We start from the raw sequence: 21,188 nt of genomic DNA on the forward strand, positions 1-21,188 counted from the left end.
TATGTCAAGAGGGGTGGATGATGGGAGCATGCCCAAGGCGCTCCCGGTCATCGACGTCTCCGCCCCCATCTGCTGTGCGCCGGTCTCGGCGGCACCGATGAGCGAGGCAGCCGCCCTCGAGGTGGCGCTGCGGCTCAAGGCGCTCGCCGACCCGACCCGCATCCAGCTGATGTCGATCCTGCTCACCACGCGGGAGGACGACGTGTGCACGTGCGACCTGGCGTCGGCCGTCGGGCTGACGGAGTCGACCGTCAGCCACCACCTCGGCCAGCTGCGCAAGGCGGGGATGGTGCAATCGACCCGCCGCGGCATGAACGTCCACCACCGTGCCTGCAGCGACGCACTGCAGGCACTCCGCCTCGTCCTCGACCCCCACTGCTGCACCTGAGTGGCCGAATGTCACACCGGTTCGATCACATCGAACCGGTGTGACATTCGGCCGGACGGCCCCCGCTCACACCGCGCCGAACAGTGCCTCCGCGTTGTCCCAGCACACCGCGCGGACCCATTCGCTGCCGAGATCGAGCCGTTCGACCGCCTCGAGCTGATGGATGTACGGGTACGGGATGTTCGGGAAGTCGCTGCCGAACAGCACCTTCGAGCCCAGTGCCCGCAGCCGCGGCAGCTCGTCCTCCGGGAACGGCATCGACTCCTGGGTGAAGTCGGTGAACGCCATGGTCGTGTCGAGGTGCACCCACGGATATTTCTCGGCCAGTTCGAGGAACTCGCGATACTCGGGCATGCCCATGTGCGCGACGATCAGCGCCAGCCGCGGGAACCGGTCCAGCAGCGCGGCGATCGGCCCGGGCCCGGTGTGCGCGCCCGGCGCCGGCCCCGAGCCGCAGTGGATGACGATCGGCACCCCGGCGTCTTCGAGCAGGCCCCACACCGGATCGAGCAGCGGATCGTTGGGGTCGTAGTCCCCGACCTGGATGTGCGACTTGAACACCCGTGCGCCGTGCTCGAGCGCCGCGGCGACATAGTCACCCGCCTCGGGCTCGGGGTAGAACGTCGCGGTGTGCAGGCAGTCGGGGGTGCGGGCCGCGAAGTCCACGGCCCAGGAATTCAGCCACGCGGCCATCGCGGGCTTGTGCGGGTAGAGCATCGCCGTGAATCGACGGACCTCGAAACGCCGCAGCCGCTCGACGCGTTCCTCCTCGGCGTGCCGATAGGTGATGGGCCATTCGCGTCCCACGAGCGGTCCGGCGGAATCGAAGTATCCCCACACCTTGTCCATGACGCTCTTGGGCATGAAGTGGGTGTGCACGTCGATCAGACCGTCGAGGCCGTGCCGGTCCCGGAAGTCGGCTACCTGCTGCGCTTCGTCCATCCCCCGAAGGTAGCGACCCCACCGCCGGTGCGCCTTTTGGGCTGCCCCAGCCGCCCGAAGGACACACCGGCGCCGAAGGCGCCTCAGAAGTACACGGCGATGCGACGGCCGTCGATCTCGTGCACGGCGATGTCCATGTCGTAGACCTTGCGCAGCACCTCGGGCCGGAGGATCTCGTCGACGTCCCCGTCGGCGACGACGGCACCGTCGCGCATCGCGACGATGCGATCGGAGTGGCACGACGCGAAGTTGATGTCGTGGATCACCAGGATCACGGTCTTGCCCATCTCGTGGGCCATCCGTCGCAGCAGCTGCATCATGTGCTGCGAGTGCTTCATGTCCAGGTTGTTCAGCGGTTCGTCGAGCAGCACGTAGTCGGTGTCCTGCGCGAGCACCATCGCGACGAACGCCCGCTGCCGCTGCCCGCCGGAGAGCTGGTCGAGGAAGCGGTGCTCGAACCCGCCCAGGCCGGTGTACTCGATGGCGCGGTCGACCGCGTCGTGGCAGGACGCCGACAGCCGGCCCTTCGAATGCGGGAAGCGCCCGAACTCGACGAGTTCACGCACCGACAACCGCACCGCGGTGGTGTTGTCCTGGCGCAGCACCGACAGTTTCTTCGCCAGCGCGTCCGAGGGGGTGGCCCGCAGGTCGAGCCCGTCGATGCTGACCGATCCGGCGTCGGAGTCGAGCAGCCGCGCGACGATGGTCAGCAGTGTCGACTTGCCGGCGCCGTTGGCACCGATGATCGACGTGAGCCCGCCGCGCGGGACGTCGATATCGACGGGCCCGAGCACGGTGGTGCCGGCGTAGTTCTTGGCGAGATCCCGGACGGTGATCACAGGCGTGCACCCCTCACGAGCAGGGAGATGAAGTAGATGCCGCCGACGAAGTTGACGACGACGATGAGGCTCGAGTTGTAGTCGAGCAGCCGGGCGAGGACGAACTGCCCGCCGACCAGCGCGACGATCGCGACGAGCGTCGCGGCGGGCACCGTCCAGCGGTGCCGGAACGTGCCGACGAGTTCCCGGGCCAGGTTGGCCACCAACAGCCCGAGGAACGTGATGGGCCCGACGAGCGCGGTGGACACCGAGACCAGCACCGCGACGACGATCAGCGCGCGAGTGACGACGCGCCGATGGTCGACGCCGAGGCCGACCGCGTGCTCGCGGCCCAGCGCGACGACGTCGAGCTGACGCAGCAGCGGCACCGAGAACGCCGTCGCCGCGACGACGAGCAGGGCCGACACGGCGAGCAGGTCGACCTGCACGTTGTTGAAGCTGGCGAACAGCACGTCCTGCAGGGTCATGAAGTCGTTGGGGTCGATCAGCCGTGACACCAGCGACGACAGCCCCCCGAACAGGGCGCCGAGCACGATACCCACGAGCACCAGCACGTACAGGTCGCGGGATCCGCGGTCGAAGAGCCATCGGAACAGCACGAGCGCGAAGGCGACCATGGCGAGCACCTCGACCCCGAACTTCAGGCGCGGATCCAGTGTCGCGAGGGCGCTCGCGCCGAACAGGAACACCACGAGGGTCTGCAGCAGCATGAACAGGCTGTCGAAGCCCATTACGCCCGGGGTGAGGATGCGGTTGTTGGTGACGGTCTGGAAGATCACCGCGGCGAAGGCAGTGGCGTAGCCGACGAGCACCATCGACAGCACCTGCCGGCTGCGGATCTTCATGGCGAAGTCCCACGAGCCGGTGACGAAGAGGAACAGGTAGGCGCACACCGCCAGTGCGGCGACGACGCCGAGCACGACGAGCACGCGGGCAGGGTTCCGGCGACGGGTCGCGGGGGGTGCGGCGAGGACCTGGCTCATCGCGCACCTCGCCGGGTGCGCAGGATCAGCGCGATGAACACGACGGCGCCGACGACGCTCGCGACGGTGCCGACCGGGATCTCGTACGGGTAGCGGATGACACGGCCGACGACGTCGCAGGCGAGCACGAATCCGGCGCCGGCGAGCGCGGTGATCGGCAGGACGCGGCGCAGGTTGTCGCCGAGCGCCATGGTGACCAGGTTGGGCACGACGAGGCCGAGGAACGGGATGGCGCCGACGACGACGGTGACGACGGCGGTGGTGACGGCGACGACGACCATCCCGATGTTGATCACCAGCTGGTACGGGACGCCGAGGTTCTTCGCGAAGCCCTCGCCGAGGCCGGCCACGGTGAAGCGGTCGGCGTACAGATAGGCGACGGCCATGACGGCGACGACGACCCAGATGATCTCGTAGCGGCCGCGCAGGATGCCGGAGAAGTCGCCGCTGGTCCACGTGTTCAGGGCCTGCATCAGTTCGAGCCGGTAGGCGAAGAACGTGGTGACGGCCATGACGACGCCGCCGAACATGAGGCCGACGAGCGGCACGACGATCATGTCGGTGAACCGGACACGGCGCAGCAGCCGCAGGAACAGGAAGGTTCCGACGAGGGAGAAGGCGACGGCGACGAGCATCTTGCCGAGCACGGACTGGCCGCCGAGGAACAGGGTCGCGACGAGGATGCCGAGCAGGGCCCATTCGACGGTGCCGGCGGTGTCCGGCGCCACGAACCGGTTGCGGGTCAGGTGCTGCATGATCAGGCCGGACACGCTCAGGGCGGCGCCGGCGAGCAGGATCGCGATCAGTCGGGGCACGCGCGAGACGAAGAACACCTCGAGGGTCGCGGTGTCGCCGCGCAGCAGGTCTGCGGGCGTGACGTCGGCGACGCCGACGAACAGGGACGCGAAGGCGGCGACGGCGAGCAGCACGGGGCCCAGCAGGACGGGACGCAGACGCACGGCCGGGCCGGCGGCCGCACGCGGGGTGCGGGCGCCGGCCCGGCCGGTCGTTACGGGGGCGCTCACGGGCGGGAGGAGGTCATGCCGCCGCGGCCGTGCCGACGGCCTGCCCGACGACGTCGATCTGGGACTGGACGGAGCTCAGCGCGCTCGGCGCCATGTACCAGGTGTACAGGTCGAGGTAGGTGATCCGGCCTTCCTTCGCGGCCGTGGTGCCGCCGACGAGGGGGTTGTCGAGGACTCGGGACGCGTTGGGGCCGGTGGTGTCGCCGAAGGGTGCCTCGCGGTCCTGGACGAACATCAGGTCGGGATCGGCCTGGGCGATGTACTCGAAGGACACGGCGTCCCCGTGGGCGACGTCGTCGGCGAAGGTCTCCGACACGGGCTTGACGCCGAGGTCGTGGATGATGCCGTACCGGGAGCCGGGTCCGTACGCGGTGACCTCGGCGGCCTCGACGCGCGCGATGAGCCCGCGCAGATTCGCCTGTGCGGCCGCCGCGGACACGGCGTCGAACGACTCCTCGATGCCGGCGAACTTCTCCTCGAACGCGTCCTCGGCTCCGAAGATGGTGGCGAGGTTGCGGTTCTGCGTCTCGACGCTGTTCAGGAAGTCCTTGGAGTCGACGGAGAGGTCGACGGTCGGGGCGATCTCGCTGAGCGCGTCGTAGCTGGTGGCCGACCGGGCGGCGACGATGATGAGGTCGGGCTCGAGGGCGTTGACGGCCTCGAAGTCGGGCTCGAACAGCGATCCGACCTTGGCGACGTCGTCGCCCCGGTAGCGTGCGAACGATTCGGGCCAGTTCGTGAGGGCGGGGACGCCGACGGCATCGGGCAGGTCGAGGTCGATCATGGACTGCAGGACGCTCTGGTCGAAGACCACGACCCGTTCGGGATCGACGGGCACCTCGGTCTCGCCCTGGGCGTGACTGATGACCACGGTCGCGCCGGTGTCCGCCGCGGTGTCGGAGGAGGTGTCGGAGGAGCACGCGGAAAGCCCGAGCGAGGCGGCCGCGATTAACGCGACGGCGGCGGACAACCGGATACGCATGGGCAATCTCCTTGAAAATTGAACTTCCGGGGTAGGCGAAGTCGCTCGTGCGGTCCCGCCGCCACCCCGAACTCAGCGAAGCGTTGCCTAACTTAGCATGCCTTTACTTACTGTTGGCAAGAGTCGTGTCTCCACACGGACGAGCGCGCCGCCACTACGGTCGGATCATGACCTCCACCACGTTCTCCGCCTGGGTCGCGCGCGAGCACGACGGCGCGATCGACTTCGCCCCCGAGACCGTCGACGAGACGATGCTGCCCGACGACGGCATCACCGTCCGCGTCCTGCACTCGAGCGTCAACTACAAGGACGCCCTCGCCGTCGTCCCGCGCGGCGGCGTGGTCCGCAACTACCCGATCATTCCCGGCATCGACCTCGCCGGTGAGGTCGTCACCTCGGATCACCCCGACTTCGCGCCGGGCGACCGGGTCCTCGCGCACGGCTACGAGATCGGCACCGGCCGCCACGGCGGCTACGCCGAGTACGCCCGCGTCCCCGCCGACCAGCTCGTCCGGCTCGGCGAGCTCTCCACGGCCGACGCCGCCGCCATCGGCACCGCCGGCTTCACCGCGGCGCTCAGCGTGCAGGCGCTGCTGCGGCACGGCCTGACCCCGGACGACGGACCCATCGTCGTCACCGGCGCCTCCGGCGGCGTGGGCACCGTCAGCGTCGACCTGCTCGCCGCCGCCGGATTCGAGGTGGTCGCCTCGACCGGCAAGCCCGAAGCCCACGACCTGCTCACCGAGCTGGGCGCCGCCTCTGTGATCGGGCGGCTGCCCGAGGACCCCGACGCGAAGCCGCGACCGCTCGGCAACGCGCACTGGGCGGGGGCCGTGGACTGCGTCGGCGGCGCGACCCTCGCCCATGTCCTCAGCACCGTGCAGTGGGGCGGCGCGGTCGCCGCGAGCGGGCTCACCGGCGGCGCCGCCTTGCAGACCACGGTGATGCCGTTCATCCTGCGCAGCGTCGCGCTACTGGGAATCGACTCGGTGCAGCTGCCCATCGTCCCGCGGCGCGAGCTGTGGGAGCGCCTCGCGGGCGACCTGCGTCCCCGGCACCTGGCCGACATCATGCGCCGCATCCCCGCCCGGGAGCTGGTGTCCGTGCTCGATCTCGTGCGGGCCGGCAAGTTCACCGGCCGCGCGGTGATCGAGGTCGCCGACGGATTCTGACGGCTCGTCAGAAGAGGGTGAGCTCGACCTCCTCGACCACCTTCACCGTCCGGCGCACCGCCTTCTTCGCCCGCGCGGGCGCGGGGGTCGGCTCGGGCCGCGCGGGCGCGGGGGTCGGCTCGGGCCCGGCCGGTTCGGAGACGGGCGCCTTCGGAGCGGGCGGGGCCGCCCCCTGGGCGCGTGCCGCCTCGCCCGCCAGTTTGTCAGCGAGTTCGTTGAAGTGGTTGCCGACGTGCCCGCGCACCCACCGGAACCGCACCGGCCCGGACCGCTCGGCGAGGACGCGATCGATGGCCTGGACCAGGTCGAGGTTCTTCACCGGCGCGCCCGTCGCCGTCTTCCAGCCCTTGCGCTTCCATCCGGGCAGCCACTCCGAGGCGCACTTGATGGCGTATTGCGAGTCGGATTCGATGATCATCGGTTCCGGACCGGGGTGGGCCTTCAGCGCCTCGAGCAGCGCCCGCAGCTCGGCGATCTGATTGGTGCCGGAGCGTTCCCCGCCGGCCCGGCTCGGCCCTTCGTGATTGACCCACGCCCATCCGATGGCGCCGCCCGGGTTTCGAAGGCACGAACCGTCGGTGCTCACGATGATCATGTGCCAGACCATATCCCGTGGCAGAGGCGACGTCGCGCCCGAGGCACCGACGCGCCGCGGCTGTGCAGAAATCGCGGCGCTCCTCGGCGTGTCGGCACGAGAAGCGCACACTCGGCGGGTCGCCGCCTTCGATCCGCACCTCGTCGCCCGGTACGGCGGCACAGTACGGTGGACCGGTGCCCGTCCCCGCTCCACCCAGCACCGGCGCGCTCGTCGTCCGCGCCGAGCTGCCCCGGCCGGTGGACGTCGCGCTGACGTTGCAGCCGCTCCAGCGCGGCCCCTACGACCCCTGCCACCGCCGTGACGGGCACGCGGTGTGGCGCACGTCCCGGTTGGCGTCGGGGCCGGTCACCTACCGGCTCGTGCAGGACGGTCCACGTGGCGTGCGCTGCCAGGCGTGGGGTCCCGGAGCCGCGGAACTGGCAGACCGTCTTCCCACCCTGCTCGGCGCCGACGACGATCCGACCGGGTTCCGGCCCGAGCATCCGCGCCTGGCCGAGGCCCATCGACGTCTCCCGGCCCTGCGGATCCCACGCACCGGCCGCGTGCTCGAGGCGCTGGTCCCGGCGATCCTCGAACAGCGGGTGCACGCCGTCGCGGCGTTCGCGTCGTGGCGGCGGCTCGTCACCTGGTTCGGCGACGACCCGCCCGGCCCGGCACCGGAGGGGATGCGGGTGCCGCCGGCCGCCGAGACGTGGCGCCGCGTTCCGTCGTGGGAGTTCCACCGGGCGAACGTCGACCCCGGCCGGGCCCGCACCGTCGTGCGCTGCGCCCAGCTGGCCGACCGGCTCGAGCGGCTCGTCGACCTCGATCCCGTCGAGGCACAGCGCAGACTGCACTCGATCCCGGGCGTGGGGATCTGGACCGCCGCCGAGGTCGCGCAGCGCGCCTTCGGAGACGCGGACGCGCTGTCGGTGGGCGACTACCACCTCGCGAAGATCGTCGGCTGGTCGCTGCTCGGCGCGCCACTGGACGACGCCGGCATGGTGGAGTACCTGGAACCCCTTCGGCCACATCGTTACCGGGCCGTGCGGCTGATCATGGCGACCGGCGGGGCTGGGCGGGTCCCGCGGCGGGGGCCGCGCACGCCGATCACCGATCATCGTCGGCACTGAGCAGGTCCCCGCGCCGGTCGCGCCGCCGGGGCCGGAGTCGTCGGCCCGGTACCGCCGGGCTGCGCTGCCGCGGCGCCGACGGCTGACCGTCGGATTTCGGCCGCCGGACCGTACCCTGGTGGCATGTCCGACCCAGACATTTCGACCGCGCCCACGAGACTCGCGCGGCTCCCGAGCTGGCTGCTGACCCAGTCCGCGCGCCATGTGCACCGAGTGGTGTCCGGCCGGCTCGGCCTGGCCGACGCCCGCGGCTACCACTACCGCGCGCTGGCGGCGCTCGAGGAGTACGGCTCGCTGTGTCAGGCGGATCTGGGCCGACGGGCGGGGATGGACCGCAGCGACATCGTCGCCACCGTCAACGAGCTGGCCGATCGGCGGTTCGTCGATCGCAGTCCCGATCCCACCGATCGGCGCCGCAACATCATCAGCGTCACGCGCCGTGGGCGGCAACACCTGCGCACCCTCGACGACGTCCTCGTCGCGGCGCAGGACGAGGCGTTCGCGTCGCTGGACCCGGCCGAGCGGGACCAGCTCGCCGTCCTGCTCACGAAGGTGCTCGCGCACCACACCCGGCAGGCGAAGGGCTCCTCGCGGGAGCCCTCCACCTCCGACGGACTCAGAGGGAGCGGGCGATGATCTGCTTCATCACCTCGTTCGCGCCGGCGTAGATCCGCTGCACGCGGGCGTCCTCGTACATCCGGGCGATGAGGTACTCGCGCATGTAGCCGTAGCCGCCGTGCAGCTGCACGCAGCGGTCGATGACCTCGCACTGCTTGTCGGTCAGCCAGTACTTGACCATCGCGGCGTCCGCGGCGTCGAGTTCGCCCTTCAGGTGCTGCTCGATGCAGTGATCGAGGAACACCTGGCAGGTGCGGGCGATGGTTCGGCACTCCGCCAGCTCGAACGCGGTGTTCTGGAACTCGAACAGGCTGTGCCCGAACGCCTGCCGCTCCTTCGTGTAGCGCACCGTCTCCTCGACCGCGCGGTCCATCGCCCCGGCCGCCTGCGCGCCGATGATGAGCCGTTCCTGCACCAGCTGCGCCATCAGCTGCGCGAAGCCCTGCCCCTCGCTCTCGCCGAGCAGGTTCGACACCGGCACCCGCACGTCGGTGAACGACAGCTCGGAGGTGTCGGCGCCGTGCTGGCCGACCTTGTCCAGCACCCGCCCGACCGCGAAGCCGGGGCAGTCCCGCAGGTCGACGATCAGCAGGGAGACGCCCTTGGCGCCGGCCTTCGGGTCGGTCTTGACGGCGAGCACGATGACGTCGGCCGACGAACCGTTGGTGATGAAGGTCTTCGAGCCGTTGACCACGTACTCGTCGCCGTCGCGGAGCGCGGTGGTCTTGATGGCCTTGAGGTCCGACCCGGCGCCCGGCTCGGTCATGCCGATCGCGCCGAGGATCTCGCCGGTTGCCATGCCGGGCAACCAGGTTCGCTTCTGCTCCTCGCTGCCGTACTCGAGGATGTAGTGGGCGACGATGCCGCTGTGCACCGAGATGCCCAGGGCGAGGTCACCCGAGTAGCCCTGCGCCTCGAAGACCGCGAGGTCGTGCGCGAAGGTGCCGCCCCCGCCGCCGTACTCCTCCGGGATCGAGCACAGCAGCAGTCCCAGTTTGCCGGCCGCGAGCCACACCTCGCGGTCGATGCGCCGCTGGCTGTCCCACTTCTCGGCATGGGCCATGACCTCGCGCTCGAAGAAGTCGCGGGCCAGTTCCGACACGGCCTGTACCTCGTCGTCGTGCCAGGACGGCACGTGCTTCGTCACCATCGGTGTCCTTCAACCTTCCGTCCGGCGTGACCGAATGTCACATCGCGTCGATTCGATCGAACCCATGTGACATTCGGTCACCGGGTGCGCAGCTCGCGCTTGAGAAGCTTGCCGCTCTGGTTGCGCGGGAGGGTGTCCACGAACCGGACGAGCTTCGGAACCTTGAACGGCGCCAGGCGCTGCTTGACGTGGTCGATCAGCTCGTTCTCGTCGGTGTCCGCGCCGGCGCGCAGCACGACGACGGCGGTGACGGCTTCGATCCACTTCTCGTCGGGGGTGCCGATGACCGCGACCTCGGCGACGGCCTCGTGGGTGTAGAGGGCGTCCTCCACCTCCCGGGACGCGACGAGGATGCCGCCGGTGTTGATGACGTCCTTGATCCGGTCGACGACGGTGATGTAGCCCTCGGCGTCGCGCGTGACGAGATCGCCGGAGTGGAACCACCCGTCGCGGAACGCCTCCGCGGTGGCGTCCGGGTTGTCCCAGTAGCCCAGGCACAGCTGCGGCGACCGGTACAGCACCTCGCCGGGTTCGCCGTCGGGCACGTCGTTGCCGTCGGCGTCGACGACGCGGGTCTCGACGAACAGCACCGCCTTCCCGCACGACGACGGCCGGTCCGCGTGCTCCTCTGGGCGCAGAACCGTTGCCAGCGGCCCGATCTCGGATTGACCGAAGCAGTTGTAGAACCCGAGGTCCGGGTAGCGCTCGCGGAGCCGGTTCAGCACGGTGACGGGCATGATCGACGCGCCGTACTGCGCCTTCCGCAGCGACGACAGGTCGCGGGTCTCGAGGTCGGGGTGGCTCGCCAGCGGCACCCACACCGTCGGGGCGAGGAAGAGCGAGCCGATCCGCTCGGACTCGACGAGCCGCAGGATCTCCGGGATGTCGGGGGCGGGCAGCAGCGTGACCGTGGCGCCGACGGCCAGGTACGGCAGCATGAACACGTGCATGCCGGCGGAGTGGTACAGCGGCATGCAGATCAGCGGATTGTCGTCCGCCGCCAGGTCCAGGGCGACGATCGACGAGGTGTACTCGTGCACCAGCGCCCGGTGGGGCATCATGGCGCCCTTGGGTTTCGAGGTGGTGCCGGAGGTGTAGAGCAGCTGCACGAGGTCGGCGTCGGAGACGGTCACGTCGAGTTCCGGCACGTCGCCCGTGCACGCGACGGCGAGGAGCGAGTCGTCGGCGTCGCGCAGGGGCACCACATGCTCGGCCGGGACGTCGCCGAGGACTGCGTCGAGGTTCTCGCGCAACGCGGGGTCGACGAGGACGGCGCGCGCCCCGGACTGGCCGAGCAGGTAGCTCAGTTCCTCGCCGCGCAGGGCGTAGTTGATCGGCACGTGCACGAGGCCGGCCCGGGCGGCCGCGAGGTACCCGACGACGTAGGCGTCGGAGTTGGTGCCGTACGCGGCGACGCGATCGCCCTGGTCCAGGCCCAGCGCGCGCAACCGTCCGGCCGCCCGGGTGACCGCGTCGTCGAGCTCGCGGTAGCTGAGGGTGCGGTCGCCGAACCGCAGGGCGGTGCGGTCGGGGAAGCGGACGGCGCTGCGGTGCAGCACGCCGTCGACGGTGTTCGCGCGCGGGTCGAGGCTCATGGCCGACAGGTTATAGGACGTCCAACCAATTGACCAGACCGATCGATCGATAGCGTCAGCGACCCTGCCACACCGGCCGGCGCTTCTCCACGAACGCCGTCATGCCCTCCTGGGCGTCGCAGATCATCGCGTTGGTCGCCATGGTCTCGGCCATCGCCTCGTAGGCCTGCTCCTGCGGCAGCTCGATCTGCCGGTAGAAGGCTTCCTTCCCGATCCGCACCGTCGCCGGGGACGCCGAGACGATCTTCGCGGCCAGGGCCGCGGTCTCGGATTCCAGGGCCGCCGGGTCGACGACGAAGTTGATCAGCCCCCAGTCCGCCGCCGTCGCCGCGTCGATCGTCTCGCCCGTGAGCAGCATCTGCATGGCCCGCTTGCGCCCCACGGCCCGGCTGAGCGCGACCATCGGCGTGGAACAGAACAGGCCGATCTTCACCCCCGGGGTGCCGAACACCGCGTCCGACGACGCGACCGCCAGGTCGCACGACGCCACCAGCTGGCAGCCGGCCGCGACGGCCGCACCCTGCACCGACGCGATCACCGGCTGCGGCACCGACTGCACGGTCTGCATCATCTCGGTACAGGTGTCGAAGATGACCCGCTCGTCCTCGAGGGTCCGGCCGATCATCTCGCGCAGGTCGTGGCCCGCCGAGAACACCGGGCCCTCGGCGCGGATCACGATCACCCGGGTCGCGGACTCCGCGGACAGCGCGCGCAGCCCCATCGTGACCTCGCGCATCGCCGACGCGGACAACGGGTTTCGCTGATCGGGACGGTTCAGGGTGAGCAGGCCGATCCCGGACGCCTCGTCGACGGCGATGAGTACGGCGGCGGGCTGGTCGGTGCGCGTGTCGGTCATGCGCTCCTGCCTACACCACCGCGACGGGGGCGGCCACCCCCCGAACGTGGGTGAGCAGTCGCAGCAGCGCGGCCGCCACCTCGTCGGCGCGCTCGACGATCACCGAGTGCCCCGCCCCGTCGACCCGCACCAGTTCGGCGGCGGGCAGCCGCGCGGCGATGGCCCGCGAGTGCGCGAACGGCGTCAGCTCGTCCGCCGAGCCGCCGAGCACCAGGACCGGGATCGCAGCCAGCACGGCGAGGGCCGCCGACTCGTCGAGCACGGCGAACGCCGCCAGGAAGCGCGAGAGCGTCACGATCGACGTCTCGGTGGCCAGGGCCGTCGCCAGCGACCGTGCCCACGAGTCCGCGGCGCCGCGACGGACCACAGGACCGCACATGCGCCCGCCGATCCGCATCGATCCCTGCATCACCCGCGGCGCGCGTCGCACCGCGCGGTGCAGCACGGACACCGCCGGGTGCCGCAGATAACGGCCGAGCCCCGACTCGGCCAGGCCACTCGCCGCGGTCGCGACGAGGGCGGCACCGACGACGCGGCTGCCGATCCGCTCCGGGTACAGCCGCGCGTAGGCCATCGCCACCATGCCGCCCATCGAGTGCCCCGCCAGCACCACCGGCCCGGGGGGCACGACGGTGCGCAGGACGACGTCGAGGTCGTGGGCGAGTTGCTCGATGGTGTACGTCTCCGGCGCGCCGATCCCCGACCGGCCGTGCCCGCGCTGGTCGTAGGCGACGATGCGGACCCCCGCGCCGGCCTGCCCGGCAAGGCGCTCGCGTACCGCCGACCAGCTGCCGGTGTGCAGGCAGTGGCCGTGCACCAGCACGACGGTGACGAGCGCGTCGACGGGTCCGTGCACCCGCACCGACAGGGGCACACCGTCGTCGGCGGCGACGGTCACCCGGCGCGGATCCGGTCCAGGCATCGCGGCCTCCCAGCGGTCGATCTGCCGGGAATGTCGTCGATGCCCGAGCCGCGCGTTACGGCCGCGACCGAATCGTGACCGATGGTCAGCGCGGGGCGAGGGCCCGGATCATCTCCGTCGGGTCGCCGGCGGTGGTCATCGCGATCACGGGAGTGGTCACGCCCGCCTCGACGTACCGTTCGATGTGCTCGCGGCACGCCTCCGGCGGCCCGTGCACGACGAGCTGGTCCACCACGTGGTCCGGGATCGCAGCGAGGGCCGCCGACCGCTCCCCCTCCGCCCACAACCGCCACATGCCCTCGAAATCGTTGCTGCGTCCGAGGAATTCGTGGAAGGCACGGTAGACGGGGACGTTCATGTAGGCGGCGATCATGCGACGACCGATGCTGCGGGCGGTTTCGGCGTCGAAACCGGGCAGCACGAAGATGCGGGCGACGATCTCCTTGCCCGCTCCTCCCTCGTGCACGTACGGCGCGACGGTGCGCACGTCGTCGGCCGAGAGCCAGTTGACGATCGCGCCGTCGGCCTCGCGTCCGGCGAGGCGCAACATCCCCGGGCGCAGGGCGGCGAGCAGCAGCGGCGGGGCGGGATCGGGGACGAGTCCGGCGCGGAACCCGCCGACCTCGAACGTGTCGTACTTGTGGCTGATCTTCTCGCCGGCGAGCGCGGCACGCAGGAACTGCAGGGTGTCGCGGGCTCTCTTGAACGGCTCCTCGAACGGGGTGCTGTTCCACTTCTCGACGATCACGTTGGACGAGGTGCCCACGCCGAGGACGAAACGGCCCGGGGCGGCGGCGGCGAGGGTGGCCGCGGAGATCGCCAGGGTGGCGGGACCGCGCGTGAAGACCGGCACGATCGCGGTGCCCAGCCGCAGCGTCGGGGCCCACACGCTCGCCAGCGCCAGGGGCGTGAAGGCGTCGGCCACGCTGCTCTCGGACGACCACACGTCGGTGTAGCCGAGGTCGGGCAGTTCGGCGATCAGATCTCGCTGGTCGGGCAGGGCAATGCCGTCGAGGGGGATCGTCAGGCCCCAACGGCGAGGCGTCGCATCATCGCTCATACGCCACACCTTAGGCTGCGCCGGTGCGTCCTTTGGGCTGCCAGGACCGCCCAAAGGGCACACCGGTCCGTATGCTGGCCCGTTGTGCAGGTCTCTCAGCTCTGGCGTTACCCGGTCAAGTCGTTCGGCGGCGAGCAACTGCCGTCGGCGACGATCGAGCCGGACGGGCTGCGCGGCGACCACCTGTGGGCGGTGATCGACGCCGAGACCGGCGCCGTCGCGACGGCGAAGAAGGTGCGCGCCTGGTCGCGGCTGCTCGAATGCCGCGCCCGGCTGCTCGACGACGCCGACCCCTCGGATCCCGCCGTCCTCGAGATCACCCTGCCCGACGGCCGGTGCACCCGCGGCGACGACCCCCGTACCCCCGCGCTGCTGTCGGAACTGACCGGGCGGGCACTGACGCTGGAGGCCCGCTCGCGCACCTACGACGAGGCGCCGCTGCACCTGCTCACGACGGCAGCCGTGGACGCGCTCGACACGGGCGACCCCGCCGACGTCGCGCTGCGGCGCTTCCGCCCCAACGTCGTGGTCTCGGCGGACGGCACCGGCTTCGTCGAGGACGGCTGGCTGGGCCGGCGGCTCGAGGTGGGGACGGCGGCGCTCGTACCGACGCAGCGCACGGCGCGGTGCGTGATGGTGACGTTGCCGCACCAGGAGGTGCCGGCGCGGCGCGACATGCTGCGCACCGTCACCGACCGCAACCGCGTCCCGAACCGTCCCGAGGCCAGGCCGGCACCGTGCATCGGTGTGTACGCCGACGTCGTATCGGAAGGCGTTCTCTCGCTGGATGACTCACTGACCGTTCGCTGAAACGGATCCGCGCGCCGACCGGACGTCGACGCGCGGAGTTCACCGCGCCGCTGTCGAGCCGGCGCGCGGATCCGGGTCGGTCAGCGGCCCGAGTCCTTCGCGGGCAGGATGCGGGTGCGGACCTCACCGAACCCGATGCGGGTGCCGTCCGGCCCGGGCGCGGTCGCGGAGATCGAGATCTCGTCGCCGTCCTCGAGGAAGGTCCGGGTCTCGTCGCCGACCTGCACGGGTTCCTTACCGCCCCAGGTGAGTTCGATGAACGCCCCGCGCTGGTCCTTCTCGGGACCGGAGATGGTGCCCGAGCCGAACAGGTCGCCGGTGCGGGTGGCGGCACCGTTGACGGACGTGTGCGCGAGCATCTGCGCCGGCGACCAGTACATCTGGGCGTACGGCGGACGCGAGACGACGTGACCGTTCCACTCGACCTCGAGATCGATGTCCAGGCCCCACTTCTCGGTGCCCTTCAGGTACGGCAGCGGTTCCGGGTCCTGCACCGGGGTGTCGACGCGGGCAGCCTCGAGCGCGGCCAGCGGCACGACCCACGGGGAGATCGAGGTCGCGAACGACTTGCCGAGGTTCGGACCGAGCGGCACGTACTCCCACGCCTGGATGTCGCGGGCCGACCAGTCGTTGAGGATGACGGCCCCGAAGCAGTGGTCGGCGAACTCGTCCGGGGAGATCGACGATCCCATCGGCGACCCGACGCCGACGACGAAGCCCATCTCGGCCTCGATGTCGAGGCGGATCGAGGGGCCGAACACGGGCGCCGGATCGTTCGGGCCCTTGCGCTGTCCGCACGGACGCACGATGTCCACTCCCGACACGACCACGGTGCTCGACCGGCCGTGGTAGCCGACCGGCAGGTGCTTCCAGTTCGGCATCAGCGGCGACGGATTGTCGGGCCGGAACAGGCGCCCGAGGTTCGACGCATGGTTCTCCGAGGCGTAGAAGTCGACGTAGTCGGCGACGTCGATCGGCAGATGCAGGGTCACGTCCGCGACGGCGTGCACGGCCTCGGCGGGCACGTCTCCCGCGACGAGATCCTGCAGCGCGGCCCGCACCTCGTCCCAGCGGGCGCGGCCCTGCGCCATGAAGGCGTTGAGGGTCGGGGCGGCGAACGCGGGATCGTCGAACACGACGGACAGGTCGAGAACGGAGTCACCGACACGCACGCCGACGCGCGGCTGCGTTCCGGCCGTGGAGAACACGCCGTAGGGCAGGTTGTTCGCGCCGAAGAGCGAACCTTCCGGGATGTCGATGACGGTCATGCGAGAGATCCTTCGGTGATCGGGGACATCGTCGGCGGAGCCAGGCCGACCTCGACGAGATCGGCGAGCGGCTCCACGATGCTGCAGGTGCCGAACGAGCGGAAGCTGTTGCGCAGCTCCTCGATTCGAGCAGGCGACAGGTCGCGCAGCCGGGCGGCCAGGCCGGCGCCGTCCCGGTCGGCGAGCACCGCCGCGACGGCCGCGGTGTCCGCACCGTCGAGCACGGCGTCGACGGCGGCGAGCACGTTGAGGAATCCGTGCTGTTCGAACCCGGTGTGCGGGTCGGTGTTGCGGACCGCGTGGTGCAGGCCCGCCGTGGCCTTGAACGGGACCTTCGTGCGGACCACGGTCGAGAGGGCGTCGGCGAGTTCCCGTTCGTCGGGGTACGCCTCCGCGACCACCCCGCCCGTGCGGAACTTCGCCGCGTAACGCGATCCCACGAGTCCCTGGAGGATCTCGGCGCGGCGCTCGTCGCGCGGAACCTCCACGAACAGTGCGACTCCGGGGTACTCTGCGGCGATCAGGTCGAGGGCGACGAGCACACCGGCGGGGCTCTCCCCGGCGGGCACGGCGATCTCGAGGGCGGCCACGGTGACGCCGTCGACGTCGCGCAGGCTCTCCATTGCGGGAACGACCGCGGACGGCCCGCCCGGAACGGTCAGGCTCAGGGTGAGGTCGCCCCCGAACGGGCGCTGTCCGAGTGCCTCGAGCAACTCCGGGATCCGCGGCGCCGGGAACACGAACGTGCCCACCAGCCCGGCATGGTCGGCGATGCGGTGCGCGGCATGGGCCGGCAGGGCGCGATCGAGCGGGGCGTTACCGGGCGGGAACAGCGCGGCGTCGTCGCACAGTTCCGTCAGCAGGGCTCCGAGAGTGCTCACTTCTGCAGCCCCCGGTTCCAGCTTCCGGCGTAGGCCGCGTCCTCGCACGCGAGCGCACCCTCGCCGAGTTCGAGCGGCCGGAACGTGTCCACCATGACGGCGAGCTCGTCGAAGAAGTCGACGCCGATGCTGCGCTCGTAGGCGCCGGGCTGCGGGCCGTGGGCGTGGCCGCCGGGATGGACGGAGATCGATCCCTGGCCGATGCCGGAGCCCTTGCGGGCCTCGTAGTCTCCGCCGCAGTAGAACATGATCTCGTCGGAGTCGACGTTGGAGTGGTAGTAGGGCACCGGGATCGCCAGCGGGTGGTAGTCCACCTTGCGGGGCACGAAGTTGCAGATGACGAAGTTGTTGCCCTCGAACGCCTGGTGCGCCGGCGGCGGCTGGTGGACCCGGCCGGTGATGGGCTCGTAGTCGTGGATGCTGAAGGTGTACGGGTACAGGCAGCCGTCCCAGCCGACGACGTCGAACGGGTGGTTGGGCACGAGGTAGCGGGTGCCGACGATGCCGTGCGAGGTGCGGTGCTTGACCAGGACCTCGACGTTGCTGTCCTCGACCTGGATCAGCTCGGTCGGGCCGTGCAGGTCGCGTTCGCAGAACGGCGCGTGCTCCAGGAACTGGCCGAACCGCGACAGGAAGCGCTTCGGCGGGACGATGTGGCTGTTGGCCTCGATGACGTAGGCGCGCAGCGGCTCGTCGCCGGTGGGGATCCAGCGGTGGGTGGTGGCCATCGGCAGCAGCACGTAGTCGCCGGCCTTCGCGTCGAGCACACCGAAGACGGTCTCGACGCGGGCGGTTCCCGACTCGACGTAGACCATCTCGTCGCCGACGACGTTGCGGTAGAGCGGCGACTCCTTCGCCGCCACGACGTACGACAGGCGCACGTCCGCGTTGCCCAGGATCAGCCGGCGGCCGGTGACGACGTCGGTCTCGGCCCAGACGGTCTGCGGGAACAGATCGTGCAGCTTCAGATGGCGCGGCTTGAGCGGGTGGTTCGGGGTGGTGGCCTGGTCGGGCAGCTTCCACTCGGTGGCGTCGACGATGGCCGACGGGATGTGCCGGTGGTAGAGCAGCGCCGAGTCCGAGGAGAAGCCCTCCTCGCCCATCAGCTCCTCGTAGAACAGCCCGCCGTCTTCGTTGCGGTGCTGGGTGTGGCGCTTCGGCGGGATGACGCCGAGCTGTCGGTAGAACGCCATGAGATTCAGCTCCTCGGGCTCTTCGTGGCGGATCCGCGGGAGGCCGCGGTGTTGATAAACACCTTAACTACTTTTCGGGCGTGAGCGCAACCACATCGGCCCGATCGGTCGTCAGTTGCGGTCGCGCATGTCGAACTGGCTGCGCTTGGTGATGAGCTTGTTGAGGAGCATGACGAGAATCTGCTGCTCCGCCTCGCTCAGCACGTCCACCCATGCCGCTTCCCGCTCGTTCTGGGCACGGAACGTCTCCATGATCTCCCGCTCGCCGGCCCCGGTGAGCGACAAGCGGACCGACCGGCCGTCTTCCGGATCCGGGGTTCGCGTCAACAGACCCGCCTCGACCAGCGGTTTCGCCAGATTGGAGACGGCGGCACGGCTCATGCCGGTGAGCTTGGCGGCCATCTTCGGCTCGATCGGACCGGCCAGCCAGGTGACGAACATCAGCCGATAGGCCGACCACGACCGCCCCCGCGGGCGGTGCACGGCCGCCTCGAGGTCGTACGTGACGATGTCGGAAGCGCGGTTCAGCGTCAGCAGCACCTCGGTGGCCTGCTCGTGGTAGTCGCCGTATCGGTTGCTCAGGCGCCGGTTCGCGAGTTCGACGAAGGACCAGTAGTCGAGGTCGCGGGCGTCCGCTTCGGTCATGGCCTTCACCTTATCCGAGCTCGATAATTTAGTACACGTATTAATTACATGGGTGTGCCCCCCGACCCGGCAGAGCATCGGAGGGCACCGGCGGCCGAACGACCACGGCTCACGCGCGGGTCGGCCGGATCATCCCGATCGACCGCCCGCCTACGCTCCTACCTCGCCCCTCGTTCGGACCCCGACCGGTGCCCCGCTCCGGACGCGTCGGAGCCGAACAGCGCCCCCAGCCGCTGCAACAGACCCCGGCGCGGTCGCCGGTCGAGGTCCCGGACGATGACTGTGCTGCCGCCCTCGGCCGCGGCCTCGACGATCACGACGTCGCCGGGGAATCGCAGCTCCCACCGGCCGCGATCGACCGTCTGCGCGGTCGGCTCCTGCCTGCGCACGATCGCGTCGACCGTCGCCTGCACCGGATCCGGCGAGTGGTAGACCTCGGTGTTTCTCCTCGTCTCCCGATGCTCGTAGGTCTCGGCGATGTGGTCCCGGCTCTCGCCGCCGCAGCCCACGAGCAGCAGCGACGACACGAGCACCGGCACCGCCCGTTTCGCGACGGACGCCCGGCCCGCGCGCACGATTTCCCCCATGAAATCCCCCCGTATCGAATTGTTCCGCGGGGCACCATACAGTCCGGGAGTGAGCTGCCTCGCGGGCGTGCACGTTTCGTGTCTCGTACCACGAGGCGGCGGGGAAGCATCCGCATCTGACTACGGGTGTGCACAATTGAAGGGCACCGCACCGACTCGACGCATCACGGAAGGCCTGGAATGAGTTCGACGGAGATCAGCGCCGACCCGCACGCCGGCACCCTGCGCAGCCCCCGCTTCTGGCTGGCGCCGGTCGTCGTGGTGACCGCCGTGATGGCGGCCCTGGCGGCCCTCTACATCGGCAGCATGATCAATCCGGCCGACAATCTGCACAGGTTCCCGGTCGCCATCGTCAACCAGGACGTCGGCGACGTGCTGCCCGGTTCGGACCAGCAGCGCAATCTCGGCGCCGAGATCACCGCCGCCGTCGCCGACGGGGTCGATCCGGCGGAGATCGACCTGCAGCAGGTCGGGATCTCCGGGGCGATCTCGGGTCTCGACTCGGGCCGACTCTACGGCGCGATCGTGATTCCGAGCGACTTCACCAAACGCACGTCCATCCTGGCGCAGGGCAGCGTGATCCCCGGCGACATCGAGAAGCCGATCATCACCGTCTACACCAACCCCCGCATCGGCACCTTCGGCAAGGGCATCGTCGAATCGATCGCCGACCGCGCCCTGACCACCGTGAACGCCACCGTCGGGGAACAACTCACCACCACGGTCACCGACACCCTCGCCACCAGCGCCCCGGATCTGCAGCTGTCCGGCGGCAGCCGGTTGACGCTGGCGGATCCGATCGATGTCCGCTTCGTCGAGCACAAGCCGCTGCCCGACGGCACCGGACTGGGCCTGTCCGCGTTCTACTACACACTGCTGCTCATCCTCGCGGGCTTCACCGGCGCCACCATCGTCAACTCGCTCGTCGACAGCGCCCTCGGTTTCGTCCCCACCGAGTACGGGCCGTGGTACGTCGACCGGAAGACTGCGCATCTGTCGCGGTTCCGGGTGCTGCTCGTGAAGTGGGCGATCATGGTGATCCTGGGGCTGATCGTGTCGGCGCTCTACCTGTGGATCGCCACCCTGCTCGGCATGCCCGTGACCCGCGCCCTGCTGCTGTGGGAGTACGGGGCCCTCGCGATCACGGCCGTGGGCGTCACCTCGATCTCGGTGATGGCCGTGTTCGGTTCCGCCGGACTGCTGGTGAACCTGTTGATCTTCATCATCCTGGGCCTGCCGTCGTCGGGCGGGACCGTGCCGCTCGAGGCGATGCCCCCGCTGTACACGTGGCTGTCGACCTTCGAACCGATGCATCAGGTGTACATCGCGACCCGGGCCATCCTGTACTTCGACGGCAGTGGCCCCGCGGGGCTGACCCGCGGCGCCCTGATGACCCTGCTGGGTCTCGGGATCGGCCTCGCGCTCGGGGCGGTGGTGACTCGGATCTACGACGTGCGCGGGTTCCACCGCCGCAGCGACGCCGACCCCGCACTCGTTCCGGCGCAGGACACGTGAGACAGGACCCCGCTGCTCCTCGAGGGCAGAGCAGCGGGGTCCCGGGT

At 70.4% G+C, this 21,188-nt stretch carries 23 protein-coding genes; 7 read left to right on the plus strand and 16 right to left on the minus strand.

The genetic code is table 11. The annotated features are described in order from the left end of the window. Positions 1-28 precede the first annotated feature (28 nt). On the plus strand, positions 29-388 hold the full coding sequence (locus tag QNA09_RS20830; protein ID WP_010595629.1) for an Rv2640c family ArsR-like transcriptional regulator: 360 nt from the start codon (positions 29-31) through the stop codon (positions 386-388). 66 nt (positions 389-454) lie between these two features. Here QNA09_RS20830 and QNA09_RS20835 read toward each other — a convergent pair whose 3' ends face one another. From QNA09_RS20835 to QNA09_RS20855, 5 genes are all read right to left on the minus strand, one after another. Further along, entirely contained in the window at positions 455-1,330 is an 876-nt protein-coding gene (locus QNA09_RS20835) for an amidohydrolase family protein (RefSeq protein WP_102031673.1), read from the minus strand. An 83-nt stretch (positions 1,331-1,413) separates the two neighbouring features. Further along, the gene (locus QNA09_RS20840) at positions 1,414-2,169 is read right to left on the minus strand and encodes an ABC transporter ATP-binding protein (protein ID WP_010595631.1); all 756 of its coding nucleotides are present in this window, start codon (positions 2,167-2,169) and stop codon (positions 1,414-1,416) included. Further along, entirely contained in the window at positions 2,166-3,152 is a 987-nt protein-coding gene (locus tag QNA09_RS20845) for an iron chelate uptake ABC transporter family permease subunit (RefSeq protein WP_234420126.1), read from the minus strand. The genes QNA09_RS20840 and QNA09_RS20845 overlap by 4 nt, the downstream gene beginning before the upstream one ends. Then, positions 3,149-4,177 (minus strand): iron chelate uptake ABC transporter family permease subunit, encoded by a 1,029-nt coding sequence (locus QNA09_RS20850; RefSeq protein ID WP_308072057.1) that lies wholly within the window; start codon positions 4,175-4,177, stop codon positions 3,149-3,151. Before QNA09_RS20850 ends, QNA09_RS20845 begins: the two co-directional genes overlap by 4 nt. 13 nt (positions 4,178-4,190) lie before the next feature. Then, a complete protein-coding gene (locus QNA09_RS20855) occupies positions 4,191-5,048 on the minus strand; it encodes a siderophore ABC transporter substrate-binding protein (protein ID WP_228287124.1) in 858 nt (285 codons plus the stop codon). On the opposite strand from QNA09_RS20855, the gene QNA09_RS20860 reads away from it, so the two are divergent. Together QNA09_RS20860 and QNA09_RS20865 are read left to right on the plus strand one after the other, a co-directional pair. After that, positions 5,041-5,181, plus strand: coding sequence for a hypothetical protein (locus QNA09_RS20860; RefSeq protein WP_228287125.1), 141 nt, complete (start codon positions 5,041-5,043; stop codon positions 5,179-5,181). The two genes, QNA09_RS20855 and QNA09_RS20860, sit on opposite strands and share 8 nt — an antisense overlap. Positions 5,182-5,326: 145 nt before the next feature. Continuing rightward, positions 5,327-6,331 (plus strand): acryloyl-CoA reductase, encoded by a 1,005-nt coding sequence (locus QNA09_RS20865; protein WP_017679692.1) that lies wholly within the window; start codon positions 5,327-5,329, stop codon positions 6,329-6,331. A gap of 7 nt (positions 6,332-6,338) precedes the next feature. On the opposite strand, the gene QNA09_RS20870 is transcribed toward QNA09_RS20865, so the two are convergent. Continuing rightward, positions 6,339-6,926 carry a ribonuclease H gene (locus QNA09_RS20870; RefSeq protein ID WP_010595636.1) on the minus strand — a complete coding sequence of 196 codons (588 nt, stop codon included), beginning with the start codon at positions 6,924-6,926 and terminating at the stop codon, positions 6,339-6,341. 176 nt (positions 6,927-7,102) lie between these two features. Here QNA09_RS20870 and QNA09_RS20875 point away from each other — a divergent pair, with 176 nt between their 5' ends. Together QNA09_RS20875 and QNA09_RS20880 are read left to right on the plus strand one after the other, a co-directional pair. Next, positions 7,103-8,041, plus strand: a complete 939-nt coding sequence (locus QNA09_RS20875) for a DNA-3-methyladenine glycosylase (protein ID WP_017679694.1) — start codon at positions 7,103-7,105, stop codon at positions 8,039-8,041. 123 nt (positions 8,042-8,164) lie between these two features. Further along, positions 8,165-8,677, plus strand: a complete 513-nt coding sequence (locus QNA09_RS20880; RefSeq protein WP_026137526.1) for a MarR family winged helix-turn-helix transcriptional regulator — start codon at positions 8,165-8,167, stop codon at positions 8,675-8,677. On the opposite strand, the gene QNA09_RS20885 is transcribed toward QNA09_RS20880, so the two are convergent. The 5 genes from QNA09_RS20885 to QNA09_RS20905 form a co-directional block, all read right to left on the minus strand. Next, entirely contained in the window at positions 8,658-9,809 is a 1,152-nt protein-coding gene (locus tag QNA09_RS20885) for an acyl-CoA dehydrogenase family protein (RefSeq protein ID WP_040274706.1), read from the minus strand. The two genes, QNA09_RS20880 and QNA09_RS20885, sit on opposite strands and share 20 nt — an antisense overlap. 77 nt (positions 9,810-9,886) lie before the next feature. Then, positions 9,887-11,404 carry an acyl-CoA synthetase gene (locus QNA09_RS20890; protein ID WP_040274704.1) on the minus strand — a complete coding sequence of 506 codons (1,518 nt, stop codon included), beginning with the start codon at positions 11,402-11,404 and terminating at the stop codon, positions 9,887-9,889. Between the two features lie 55 nt (positions 11,405-11,459). Then, positions 11,460-12,260: an enoyl-CoA hydratase gene (locus tag QNA09_RS20895; RefSeq protein WP_010595641.1), complete on the minus strand. Its 801-nt coding sequence runs from the start codon at positions 12,258-12,260 to the stop codon at positions 11,460-11,462. 10 nt (positions 12,261-12,270) lie between these two features. Continuing rightward, positions 12,271-13,158, minus strand: coding sequence for an alpha/beta fold hydrolase (locus QNA09_RS20900; protein ID WP_010595642.1), 888 nt, complete (start codon positions 13,156-13,158; stop codon positions 12,271-12,273). 109 nt (positions 13,159-13,267) lie between these two features. Then, positions 13,268-14,242 carry an LLM class F420-dependent oxidoreductase gene (locus QNA09_RS20905; protein WP_203011164.1) on the minus strand — a complete coding sequence of 325 codons (975 nt, stop codon included), beginning with the start codon at positions 14,240-14,242 and terminating at the stop codon, positions 13,268-13,270. A gap of 84 nt (positions 14,243-14,326) precedes the next feature. Here QNA09_RS20905 and QNA09_RS20910 point away from each other — a divergent pair, with 84 nt between their 5' ends. Beyond that, a complete protein-coding gene (locus QNA09_RS20910) occupies positions 14,327-15,052 on the plus strand; it encodes an MOSC domain-containing protein (protein ID WP_017679701.1) in 726 nt (241 codons plus the stop codon). An 80-nt stretch (positions 15,053-15,132) separates the two neighbouring features. Here the strand turns inward: QNA09_RS20910 and fahA are convergent, their stop codons facing one another. The 5 genes from fahA to QNA09_RS20935 all read right to left on the minus strand — a co-directional run bounded on the left by fahA (position 15,133) and on the right by QNA09_RS20935 (position 19,626). Further along, a complete protein-coding gene (gene fahA / locus QNA09_RS20915) occupies positions 15,133-16,320 on the minus strand; it encodes a fumarylacetoacetase (RefSeq protein WP_059174828.1) in 1,188 nt (395 codons plus the stop codon). Further along, positions 16,317-17,201 (minus strand): hypothetical protein, encoded by an 885-nt coding sequence (locus tag QNA09_RS20920; protein ID WP_010595646.1) that lies wholly within the window; start codon positions 17,199-17,201, stop codon positions 16,317-16,319. Before QNA09_RS20920 ends, fahA begins: the two co-directional genes overlap by 4 nt. Beyond that, the gene (locus QNA09_RS20925) at positions 17,198-18,394 is read right to left on the minus strand and encodes a homogentisate 1,2-dioxygenase (protein ID WP_010595647.1); all 1,197 of its coding nucleotides are present in this window, start codon (positions 18,392-18,394) and stop codon (positions 17,198-17,200) included. The genes QNA09_RS20920 and QNA09_RS20925 overlap by 4 nt, the downstream gene beginning before the upstream one ends. 111 nt (positions 18,395-18,505) lie before the next feature. Next, positions 18,506-19,039, minus strand: coding sequence for a MarR family winged helix-turn-helix transcriptional regulator (locus tag QNA09_RS20930; protein ID WP_010595648.1), 534 nt, complete (start codon positions 19,037-19,039; stop codon positions 18,506-18,508). Positions 19,040-19,197: 158 nt separating this feature from the next. Further along, positions 19,198-19,626, minus strand: coding sequence for a DUF4247 domain-containing protein (locus tag QNA09_RS20935; protein ID WP_010595649.1), 429 nt, complete (start codon positions 19,624-19,626; stop codon positions 19,198-19,200). Positions 19,627-19,806: 180 nt separating this feature from the next. Here QNA09_RS20935 and QNA09_RS20940 point away from each other — a divergent pair, with 180 nt between their 5' ends. Next, positions 19,807-21,141, plus strand: a complete 1,335-nt coding sequence (locus QNA09_RS20940; RefSeq protein ID WP_010595650.1) for a YhgE/Pip domain-containing protein — start codon at positions 19,807-19,809, stop codon at positions 21,139-21,141. The last annotated feature ends 47 nt before the right edge of the window (positions 21,142-21,188 follow it).

The sequence above is a fragment of the Rhodococcus sp. AH-ZY2 genome (assembly GCF_030916465.1).
Lineage (GTDB): Bacteria > Actinomycetota > Actinomycetes > Mycobacteriales > Mycobacteriaceae > Rhodococcus > Rhodococcus ruber.